The following is a 9,283-nucleotide window of genomic DNA, read 5'->3' on the forward strand; positions in this document are numbered from 1 at the left end:
AGCTCCTCCGCGCGGGCCCGGTCGACGGGCAGCCCGTCGCGCTCGAGCTCGGCGCACAGGAGGGCGGCGGCGGACTCCGAGGCGACGGTGCTCAGCCGGCGGGCGTCGAGCGCCGCCCGCTGACGGGCCGCGCAGTCGTATGCCGCCTCGGCCCACGCGAGGAGGACCTCGTCGTCGGCGAGCCGGTCCCCGCGGACCGCCTCGGGGCGCAGATGCCCGGAGGGCAGGACGACACCCTCGCCGGGGTCGTCGACGTCGGCTGGCGCGAGGGCGGCGAAGAGATCGTCGGCCGGAGGCTCCGGCACCGTGTCGAGGGCGAGCCCGTGCGCGGCGGCCCACGCGACGCCGGGTGTCGCGACCCAGCCGCCGTGGACGATGCGGTGCGCCTCGGCGACATCCCACGACCGGCGCAGGTGAACGCCTCGCCTGACGAGAGGAGCGGCATCCCGCTCGGCCGACCACCACGTCCACCGCGGTGCGGCACGGACCTCGCGCGCCGCCACCTCCCGCTCCGCCGCGGCGAGATCGCCGACGAAGGCCGACCCCGTCTCCGGCGACCAGAGCGCGACCCGGCCGCGGTGCGCGACGAGCGCGGTCGGCATACCGGGTGTCGCGGTCGGCGTACCGGGAGTCACGGCCGCTCACGGTAGCGGTGACCACCGACAGCGCCACCGCTCCGTGCGCTCCTTGGGTGCCCTTCTCGCGGAGCGTGCCCCCTCTCCCGGCCCACGATCCCACCCGGACGGAGAACTTGCGTCGGGACGGAGCAATTGCTCCGTCCCGACGCAAGTTCTCCGTCCACGCGGAGGGGGCGAGCGGAGGGTGGGCTCAGGGGCCGGGAACGGCGGACTTGAGCGCCGTCTGGCGTTTGATGCGGCTCAGCATGGCCACCATCCCGCGGAGCCGCAGGGGCGAGACGGCCTCCGCGAGGCCGAACTGCATGGGGGCCTCGTCGGCCGTCCCGAGGACCTCCGCCACGGTCCGGCCGGACAGCCCCTCGTGGAGGATCCCGGCGAACCCCCGGGTCGTCGGCGCCTCCGGGGGTGCGGAGAAGAAGATGTCGACGCGCTGGTCCGCCGTGTCGACGCCGGGCTGCCGGTCGACCTCGACGGCGAGGAAGAGCGGCGACTGGCACTCGTGGACCTGTTCCAGCTGCTCGGGGGCGTCGGCGTACCGCTGCGGCAGCTCGGGCAGCTCGTCGCTGAACTCCAGCAGGAGCTGGAGCCGCTCGGACGGCGTGGCCTCGCGGAAGTCGGCGGCGATCTCGGCGAGGCTCTCCGGCATACCGACGCTCGGGCCGCTCATCTCTCGATGGGGACCCGGACCGCGTTGCCCCACTCGGTCCAGCTGCCGTCGTAGTTGCGGACCGTCGGGAAGCCGAGCAGGTGGGTGAGGACGAACCACGTGTGGCTGCTGCGCTCGCCGATCCGGCAGTAGGCGACGACGTCGTCGTCGGGGGACAGGCCCTGCTCCTCCAGGTAGATCGCCTCGAGCTCCGGGCGCGACTTGAACGTGCCGTCGTCGTTCGCCGCTCGGGCCCACGGCACCGACTTCGCACCGGGGATGTGCCCGCCGCGCACCGCCCCCTCCTGGGGGTAGTCGGGCATGTGGAGCAGCTCACCGGTGAACTCGCCGGGGGAGCGGACGTCGACGAGAGGCTTGCCGAGGTGGGCCAGCACGTCGTCCTTGAAAGCCCGGATCGGTGTGTCGTCGCGCTCGACGACGGGGTATGCCGCCTCGCCTGTCGCGGGGGTCACCTCCGGGACGTCGCGGGTCAGCTCGCGGCCCTCGGCGATCCACTTGCTCCGGCCGCCGTCGAGGAGCCGGACGTCCTCGTGGCCGAAGAGCGTCATGACCCACAGGGCGTAGGCGGCCCACCAGTTGCTCTTGTCGCCGTAGACGATGACCGTCGTGTCCCGGCCGATGCCGCGTGCGGTCATCACTCGGGCGAACTGCTCGCTGTCGACGTAGTCACGCGTCACCGGGTCGTTGAGGTCCTGGTGCCAGTCGAGCTTGAAGGACGTCGGGAGGTGGCCGGTGTCGTAGAGGAGGACGTCCTCGTCGGACTCGACGATGACGATGCCCTTGCCCGGCCCCGTGTCCCCGGCGGCGATGCGCTCGGCGAGCCACTTGGTCGTCACGAGCCGCTCGGGATGGGCGTATGCGGTGGTGTCCTCGGCCATTCCCCCAGACTAGATCGCCTCCCTGACGCCGCGAACGCCCGGTCCCCGCATGCGAGGATGGCCCGAGGACGGCATACCGAGGAGGAGACGTGGCCCCGTTCGGGATCGGCAGGACCAAGGAGATCGAGCGGAGGCCGACCGTCCTCGACGACGCCGGTCGCCCGGCGGACCGCGGTGTCGTCGAGTCCAGTGCGCTCCGGCTCGCCGAGGGTCTCCTCGACGTCGGCATCACGGGGAAGGGACCGTTCCACTCGGCCGCCGACATCGCCGACAAGGCGCTCGCCCGCAGCGGCGGGGACGTCGAGAAGGCCGTCCGGGCGGTGGTCCGCAGCCATGTCGCGATGGGCAGCGCGAGCGGGTTCGTCACGAGCGTCGGCGGCTTCACGACGCTGGCGCTCGCCATGCCCGCCAACATCGTCGGGTTCTACCTCGTCGCGACCCGGATGACGGCTGCCGTCGCGCGGCTGCGCGGCTACGACGTCGACAACCCGCAGATCCGCACCGCCGTCCTGCTCACCCTCGTGGGCGCCGACGCGGAGGACCTCCTCGTCAAGGCCGGGCTCGCGACGGCCGGCGGCGGCGTGACCAACCTCGCCGCGCAGCGTCTGCCCGGCCCGGTCCTCATGGTCGTCAACAAGGCCGTCGCCTTCCGCATCCTCACCAAGGCGGGCGCCGACACGTTCAAGAGGTTCGGCAAGCGCATCCCGCTCGTCGGGGGAGCCGTGGGCGGCGGCCTCGACGGATGGCTCCTCGGCCGGATCGCCGACAACGCGCGGCGGGAGTTCCCCGCGTCGGGGCGCCCGGGGGAATCCGCGCCGCTCGTGGCTCGTTGAGCGGGCGGGCGGGCGCATGACCCCGCCCACGACACCGCGGGAGGGTGCCATGAGCTCGAGTCGACGCTCCGCCTCGGCCCTGGGCAGGCTGTGGGCCGCCCTGCGCGCCGCGAGTCGGCCGGGCTCCCCGGGGCTGCTCATCCGCCTGCGGGCCCTGCCCCGGCTCCTCGTCGCGACGGCCACCGGCCGCTACCACGGCACGAGCCTGTGGCGACTGCTCGCCATCGTCGCCGCCATCGCCTATGTCGTGTCACCCGTCGACCTCGTCCCGGAGGGCCTGCTCGGCATCATCGGTGTCGCCGACGACGCGATGGTCCTCACGTGGGTTGCCGTCGCCGTCGTCAACGAGACGGAGGACTTCCTGGCGTGGGAGCGTGACCCGCTGTCCACAGGACCATGACAGTTCCGCGACCATTCCACAGGGCCCGCAGACCGCTGTCGGTGGCGGTGACCCGCTGGGAGGGTTCCCGCCATGGCACACATCAAGGTCACCGACATCGCCGATCTCGTCGTCCTGCTCCCGTACCAGCTGGGCTTCCATCCGGCCGACAGCCTCGTGCTGGCGGATCTCACGGGGAACCGGATCCACGGCGTCGCGAGGGTCGACCTCGGCGAGGTCCGCAGCCGGGAGGTGGCCGCCCAGTGCCTCGCCCCTCTCGTGCGGGACGGGGCCCGGTCGGTGCTCCTCGCCGCGTGGGAGGAGACGCCCGGATCGGCGGCCCGCGCACTCGACCATGCGTGTCGAGCGGCGGCCGACCTCGGCGTCGAGGTGGTTCTCGAGCTCCTCGTGAGCGACGGCCGCTTCTGGAGCTCCGATGAGGACGAGCCTCCCGAGGGACGGCCCGTTCCCGAGCCCGCCGCCGTGACGGCCGTGGCCGAGCTCGTCGCTCTCGGCATCGCGCCACTCCCCGGCCGCGCCTCGCTCGCCGGGCTCGTCGAGGCGTCGCCCGGGAGCCGGACGGACGACGTGGCGGAGGCGGTCGTCCGGCGCCGTGGGCGCCGCCGCACGTCCTGGTCGTCGCCGTCGGCCCGGAAGGAGTGGCGTATGCACCTGTCGGCGGCCGCCGTCGGCACCGACGCGCTCCCGACGCCCCACCGCACGGCCGTCCTCGCCGTCGCGCTCCTCGACCGCGACTGGCGGGACGGGATCATCGCCTGGCTGTGCACCGGCAGCCTGCCCCTCGACGCGCTGGGCCGCGGCGTCGTGCCCGACCTCGTGGGAATGCCCCGCATCCCTCGTCCTCCGGGTCGCAACGATCCGCCGGCACCCGAGGTCGGCGCCGACCCACACCGTCGGCTGCGTCTCGTCGGCAGCCGGGACCGCCACCCCGCGGACGGCACGGAGTGGGAGGACGTCGGGGACGGCGACGCGTGGGACGCGGATCCAGCGGACGACGGCCGGGCGATCGGCTCGCCGGGGTCGGCCTGCGGACCGTGGGTGCTCGACGGCACCGAGGCCCGCGCCGTCCTCGAGGTCCTCCTGCAGCTGTGCCGCGACCTGCGCGACGAGACCGAGGACGTGGCGGCCGCGGCGCTGACGACGGCCGCCCACGTGGCGTGGTGGCTGGGCGACGGCGCCCTCGCCCGCACCGCCCTCGAGCGCGCGCTGCGCGTCGCGCCCGGCTACCGGCTGGCCGAGCTGTTCGAGACGGTCGTCGCCGACGGGATCCGGCCCGCCCGCCTCGCCTGAGGAGATGGCTCGTGACGGTGAGCGGTCCGGCTCGTGCCAAGGTGGTCGTATGCGCCTACGCCTGGCCGACCATGCCCCCGACGTCCCCGCCTCGGCGTTCGTCGCCCCCAACGCCGTGCTCGTCGGCGACGTCGTCCTCGGGGAGGACGCGAGCGTGTGGTACTCCGCGACCTTGCGCGGCGACCTGAACCGCATCACGGTCGGGGAGGGGAGCAACGTCCAGGACAGTGCCACGCTGCATGCCGACCCCACCTTCCCGTGCGTCGTGGGACGGGGTGTGACGATCGGTCACAACGCCGTCGTTCACGGGTGCACGGTGGAGGACGACGTGCTCATCGGGATGGGGGCCGTCGTCCTCAACGGGGCCCATGTGGGGTCGGGCTCGTTGATCGCCGCCGGATCGGTCATCGGCCAGGGGGCCCGGATCCCGCCCCGCTCGCTCGTCGCCGGGGTTCCGGCCACCGTCAAGCGAGCCCTCGGCGACAGCGAGCTCGAGCGGATCCGGGCCAACGGCGCGGCATACGTCGAGCTCGGTCGGCGGCACCGGGACGCTCAGGTGGAGGAGTAGATCCGGCCCGGCACCAGACGCGCCACCGATCGCCGTGGGCGTGGGCTTGCCCGCCGACGCCCTCGGCCCGGTCAGCGGCGCTGGGAGCGGTAGTACGAGATGAGCTCGCGCGTCGAGGAGTCCTGCTCGGCGAGAGCCGCGTCGTCCGCGGAGATGGCCGGCGCGATCTGGAGCGCGAGCTGCTTGCCGAGCTCGACGCCCCACTGGTCGAAGGAGTCGATGCCCCACACCGTGCCCTGGACGAAGGTGATGTGCTCGTAGAGGGCGATGAGCTCGCCGACGACCCGCGGCGTGAGGGCCGGCGCCATGATCGACGTCGTCGGCCGGTTCCCCGCGAAGACTCGTGCCGGGACGATCTCCTCGGCCGTCCCCTCGGCGCGGACCTCGTCGGCGGTCTTGCCGAACGCTAGCGCCTTGGTCTGGGCGAAGAAGTTGGCGAGGAACAGCTCGTGGACGTCCTGGTCGCCGTCCTTCGTCGGGTGCGCCGGATTCGCGACGGCGATGAAGTCGCACGGGATGAGGCGCGTCCCCTGATGGATGAGCTGGTAGAAGGCGTGCTGTCCGTTCGTGCCGGGCTCACCCCAGAAGACCTCGCCCGTCGTCGTCGTGACCGGCTGGCCGTCGGCTCGGACGCCCTTGCCGTTGCTCTCCATCGTCAGCTGCTGGAGGTACGCGGCGAACCGGTGGAGGTACTGGGCGTACGGCAGGACCGCATGGCTCTGCGCGTCGAAGAAGTTGGTGTACCAGACGTTGAGCATCCCCATGAGGACCGGCACGTTCTCGGCGAGCGGGGCCTCGGCGAAGTGCTCGTCGACGGCGTGGAACCCGGCGAGGAGGTCGGCGAACGACTCCGGGCCGATGGCGACGCAGACGCTCGTGCCGATCGCCGAGTCGACCGAGTAGCGGCCGCCGACCCAGTCCCAGAACCCGAACGCGTTCTCCGGGTCGATCCCGAACGCCGCGACCTTGTCGAGGGCGGTCGACACGGCGACGAAGTGCTTGGCGACCGCCTCGGTCCGGGCGGCGTCGGTGTCCTCGAGGACCCCGGCGGCGGCGAGTCGCTCCCACAGCCAGGCCCGGCAGATCCGCGCGTTCGTCAGCGTCTCGAGCGTCGTGAAGGTCTTGCTCGCGACGATGAACAGCGTCGTCTCCGGGTCGAGGTCGTGGGTCTTCACCCACGCGTCGGTCGGGTCGATGTTGGAGATGAAGCGGCATTCGAGACCGTCCTGGACATACGGCCGCAGCGCCTCGTAGACCATGACGGGACCGAGGTCGGAGCCGCCGATGCCGATGTTGACGACCGTCTCGATGCGCTTGCCCGTCACCCCGACCCAGGCGCCGGAGCGGACCTTCTCGGCGAAGGCATACACGCGGTCGAGGGTGTCGTGGACCTCGGCGACGACGTCGACCCCGTCGACGACGAGCGCGTCACCGCGGGGCCGCCGGAGCGCGGTGTGCAGGACGGAGCGGTTCTCCGTCACGTTGATCCGGTCGCCGCGGAGCATCGCGTCCCGCCGCCCGGGCACGTCGACCTCGTCGGCGAGCGCGACGAGCGCCTGGAGGATGTCGGTGTCGAGGAGGTTCTTCGACAGGTCGACGCGGAGGTCGGCGCAGGTCCGGGTGAAGGTGCGGGCCCGGTCCGGATCCGCCGCGAAGGCGCCGCGCAGGTCCGGATGGTATGCCGCGTGGAGGCGGAAGAGCGTGGCCCAGGCTTCGGTCGTGGTCGCGTCGACGGAGGTCATGGAGCCAGCCTAGGGATGAAGACGGCGAGCGGGCCATCGCGCCCGGTCCACGCGGTGGACAGCGCGTCCCAGGTGCGGGTCGGGATCTCCTATCATGGACGCGAGGTCATGAGCTCCAGCGCCAAGCCCCGGCTCGCTGGACGGCAACCCTCCTCGCGGTGGGGTGCCCCGGGTGATGACATGGCCCGCGTGTCTCCCGCGCGGGCAAGCGCGCACGGAGAGAGCAACCAGACGAATGTCGGTCATTGTGGAGGCTGGCCCCGCGGGCCCGGGCCGGATCGAGGATCCGCCAGGGGATCGCCGCTACCTCTCGGTGGGGCCTGTCGATCTCGAGACCGGCGGCCACCTTCCCGACGTCGTCGTCGCCTACGAGTCGTGGGGCACCCTCGACGCCGAGCGGTCCAACGCGATCCTCATCGAGCACGCCCTCACCGGTGACACCCATGTCGTGGGGCCCATGGGCCCGGGCCACCCCTCACCCGGGTGGTGGGAGGGTCTCATCGGGCCCGGCCGGCCACTGGACACCGACCGGTTCTTCGTCGTCGCGACCAACGTCCTCGGGGGGTGCCGGGGCACGACGGGCCCGGCGTCCGCGCACCCCGACGGGCGGCCGTGGGGCGGCCGGTTCCCCTACGTGACGACCCGGGACCAGGTGGCCGTCGAGGCGCTGTTCGCGGACGCGCTGGGGATCGACCGCTGGGCGGGGGTCGTCGGCGGCTCGATGGGAGGTATGCGGGTCCTGGAGTGGGCCGTCGCGTTCCCGGAGCGCGTGGCCGCGGCCGTCGCGCTGGCCTCCACGGCATACGCCACGGCCGACCAGATCGCGTGGTGCCACCCGCAGATCGTCGCGATCGAGAGCGACCCCGACTTCCAGGGTGGCGACTACTACGGCACGGGACGGGCACCGGAGACGGGGCTCGGCATCGCCCGCCGGATCGCGCACATCACCTACCGCTCCGACGAGGAGCTGTCCGGGCGCTTCGGCCGCGACGCCCAGACGCAGCTCAGCCCCGTGGGGGAGGGTGGGCAGTTCGCGGTGGAGAGCTACCTCGACCACCACGCCGGCAAGCTCGCCGGACGCTTCGACGCCAACTCCTACGTCGTCCTCACCCGGTCGATGAACTCACACGACGTCGGCCGGGGCCGCGGGAGCGTCGCGGCCGCGCTCGCGACGGTCACGGCTCGGACCCTCGTCGTCGCGATCGACAGCGACCGGCTCTACCCGGTCCGGCTCTCCCGGGAGATCGCCGAGGCCGTGCCGGGCGCCCGCCTCGCCGTCCTGCGCTCGCCGCACGGCCACGACGGGTTCCTCCTGGAGACCGCTCTGGTCGGCGATCTCCTTCGCGAGCACCTGCTCCCGTCCGGCCGCCCGATCGGGTAGCGTCCGACGACGAGCCCTGTCACCCCCAGGGCCGCGGCTCGACGCACTCCGCAGAGGGCCGGGACATCGAAGCGGACCAGGAGGTTCCATGGCGATCGTCGTGGGCTACATCCCCACCAAGGAGGGCCGGGCGGCACTCAACTGGGCAGCCCAGGAGTGCCTTCTGCGCAAGACCAGCCTCATCGTCATCAACTCCCAGCGCGGCGGGGGATCCTTCGACGCCGACGAGGCTCTCCGGTTCGAGGAGGAGCTCAAGCGGATCGCGTCCGAGCTCGAGGAGGCCGGCGTGAGCAGCGAGGTGCGGCAGCTCGTGCGAGGGGTCGAGCCGTCGGAGGACCTCGTCGCCGTCGCCCAGGAGGAGAAGGCGGAGGTCATCGTCATCGGCCTGCGCCGTCGCACCCCCGTCGGCAAGCTCATCCTCGGGTCGAACGCCCAGCGCATCCTGCTCGACGCGTCGTGCCCCGTCGTGGCCGTCAAGGCGGAGGACTGAAGCAGGCCGATTCGTGCGGGGAATGCATGGACCGGTGACCGGCGTTTTATAATGTCGAGTACGCGATCTGGTCAACCCCCCGATCCACCGCCCTCAGCGGGGTGAGACACGGCCCGACTCGCCGCCCCCCTAACACTCCGCAACCCTGCCGCGCGTCGGCGGCTTCCGCCGCCTGCCCGTCCGCAGGGACAGCTTCAGCGACGAAAGGTTGTCGGTGTCGTCCGTGTCACGCACGAGCTCCTCCTCCGAGCCGGTCCTCCCGACCGAGTTCACCCATCCTGCACTGCAGGCCCTCATGAAGAAGGCGACGACGAACGGCTCGGTCGACGGGAGCGCCGTCGCCGAGGCGCTGAGCGAGGCGCGCGTGCGTCCCGCCCGCCGCAAGGTCGTCCTCGC

9 protein-coding genes, 1 pseudogene and 1 riboswitch are annotated in these 9,283 nt (G+C 72.6%); of the genes and pseudogenes, 6 read left to right on the forward strand and 4 right to left on the reverse strand.

All coding sequences use genetic code 11. The features are described from left to right. The 3 genes and pseudogenes from BN12_RS25205 to BN12_RS13340 all read right to left on the reverse strand — a co-directional run. A pseudogene (locus tag BN12_RS25205) lies at nucleotides 1-635 on the reverse strand (DNA polymerase); the annotation flags it as partial. 193 nt (nucleotides 636-828) lie between these two features. Beyond that, the gene (locus BN12_RS13335) at nucleotides 829-1,305 is read right to left on the reverse strand and encodes a SufE family protein (protein WP_048553159.1); all 477 of its coding nucleotides are present in this window, start codon (nucleotides 1,303-1,305) and stop codon (nucleotides 829-831) included. Further along, on the reverse strand, nucleotides 1,302-2,183 hold the full coding sequence (locus BN12_RS13340) for a sulfurtransferase (protein WP_048553161.1): 882 nt from the start codon (nucleotides 2,181-2,183) through the stop codon (nucleotides 1,302-1,304). The genes BN12_RS13335 and BN12_RS13340 overlap by 4 nt, the downstream gene beginning before the upstream one ends. Before the next feature lie 89 nt (nucleotides 2,184-2,272). Here BN12_RS13340 and BN12_RS13345 point away from each other — a divergent pair, with 89 nt between their 5' ends. The 4 genes from BN12_RS13345 (at nucleotide 2,273) to BN12_RS13360 (ending at nucleotide 5,274) form a co-directional block, all read left to right on the forward strand. Further along, nucleotides 2,273-3,016, forward strand: a complete 744-nt coding sequence (locus tag BN12_RS13345) for an EcsC family protein (protein ID WP_083454636.1) — start codon at nucleotides 2,273-2,275, stop codon at nucleotides 3,014-3,016. Nucleotides 3,017-3,065: 49 nt separating this feature from the next. Beyond that, entirely contained in the window at nucleotides 3,066-3,416 is a 351-nt protein-coding gene (locus tag BN12_RS13350) for a YkvA family protein (protein ID WP_048553163.1), read from the forward strand. A 72-nt stretch (nucleotides 3,417-3,488) separates the two neighbouring features. After that, nucleotides 3,489-4,706, forward strand: coding sequence for a DUF4192 family protein (locus BN12_RS13355; protein ID WP_048553166.1), 1,218 nt, complete (start codon nucleotides 3,489-3,491; stop codon nucleotides 4,704-4,706). A 49-nt stretch (nucleotides 4,707-4,755) separates the two neighbouring features. Further along, nucleotides 4,756-5,274 (forward strand): gamma carbonic anhydrase family protein, encoded by a 519-nt coding sequence (locus tag BN12_RS13360; RefSeq protein ID WP_048553167.1) that lies wholly within the window; start codon nucleotides 4,756-4,758, stop codon nucleotides 5,272-5,274. Between the two features lie 71 nt (nucleotides 5,275-5,345). Here BN12_RS13360 and pgi read toward each other — a convergent pair whose 3' ends face one another. Beyond that, complete coding sequence (gene pgi, locus BN12_RS13365) at nucleotides 5,346-7,016, reverse strand: glucose-6-phosphate isomerase (protein WP_048553168.1); 1,671 nt, start codon at nucleotides 7,014-7,016, stop codon at nucleotides 5,346-5,348. 104 nt (nucleotides 7,017-7,120) lie between these two features. Further along, nucleotides 7,121-7,233: riboswitch (SAM riboswitch) on the forward strand. A 30-nt stretch (nucleotides 7,234-7,263) separates the two neighbouring features. Here pgi and metX point away from each other — a divergent pair. Beyond that, nucleotides 7,264-8,397 (forward strand): homoserine O-acetyltransferase MetX, encoded by a 1,134-nt coding sequence (gene metX, locus BN12_RS13370; RefSeq protein ID WP_048553169.1) that lies wholly within the window; start codon nucleotides 7,264-7,266, stop codon nucleotides 8,395-8,397. Between the two features lie 88 nt (nucleotides 8,398-8,485). Continuing rightward, the gene (locus tag BN12_RS13375) at nucleotides 8,486-8,887 is read left to right on the forward strand and encodes a universal stress protein (RefSeq protein WP_048553171.1); all 402 of its coding nucleotides are present in this window, start codon (nucleotides 8,486-8,488) and stop codon (nucleotides 8,885-8,887) included. Nucleotides 8,888-9,283: the final 396 nt, after the last annotated feature.

This window comes from Nostocoides japonicum T1-X7 (genome assembly GCF_001046855.1).
In the GTDB taxonomy this organism is placed as follows: Bacteria; Actinomycetota; Actinomycetes; order Actinomycetales; family Dermatophilaceae; genus Nostocoides; species Nostocoides japonicum.

Coding starts and splice junctions, on each gene's coding strand:
- BN12_RS13335 (WP_048553159.1), bottom strand. CDS start 1,305: ATGAGCGGCCCGAGCGTCGGTATGCCGGAGAGCCTCGCCGAGATCGCC.
- BN12_RS13340 (WP_048553161.1), bottom strand. CDS start 2,183: ATGGCCGAGGACACCACCGCATACGCCCATCCCGAGCGGCTCGTGACG.
- BN12_RS13350 (WP_048553163.1), top strand. CDS start 3,066: ATGAGCTCGAGTCGACGCTCCGCCTCGGCCCTGGGCAGGCTGTGGGCC.
- BN12_RS13355 (WP_048553166.1), top strand. CDS start 3,489: ATGGCACACATCAAGGTCACCGACATCGCCGATCTCGTCGTCCTGCTC.
- BN12_RS13360 (WP_048553167.1), top strand. CDS start 4,756: ATGCGCCTACGCCTGGCCGACCATGCCCCCGACGTCCCCGCCTCGGCG.
- pgi (WP_048553168.1), bottom strand. CDS start 7,016: ATGACCTCCGTCGACGCGACCACGACCGAAGCCTGGGCCACGCTCTTC.
- BN12_RS13375 (WP_048553171.1), top strand. CDS start 8,486: ATGGCGATCGTCGTGGGCTACATCCCCACCAAGGAGGGCCGGGCGGCA.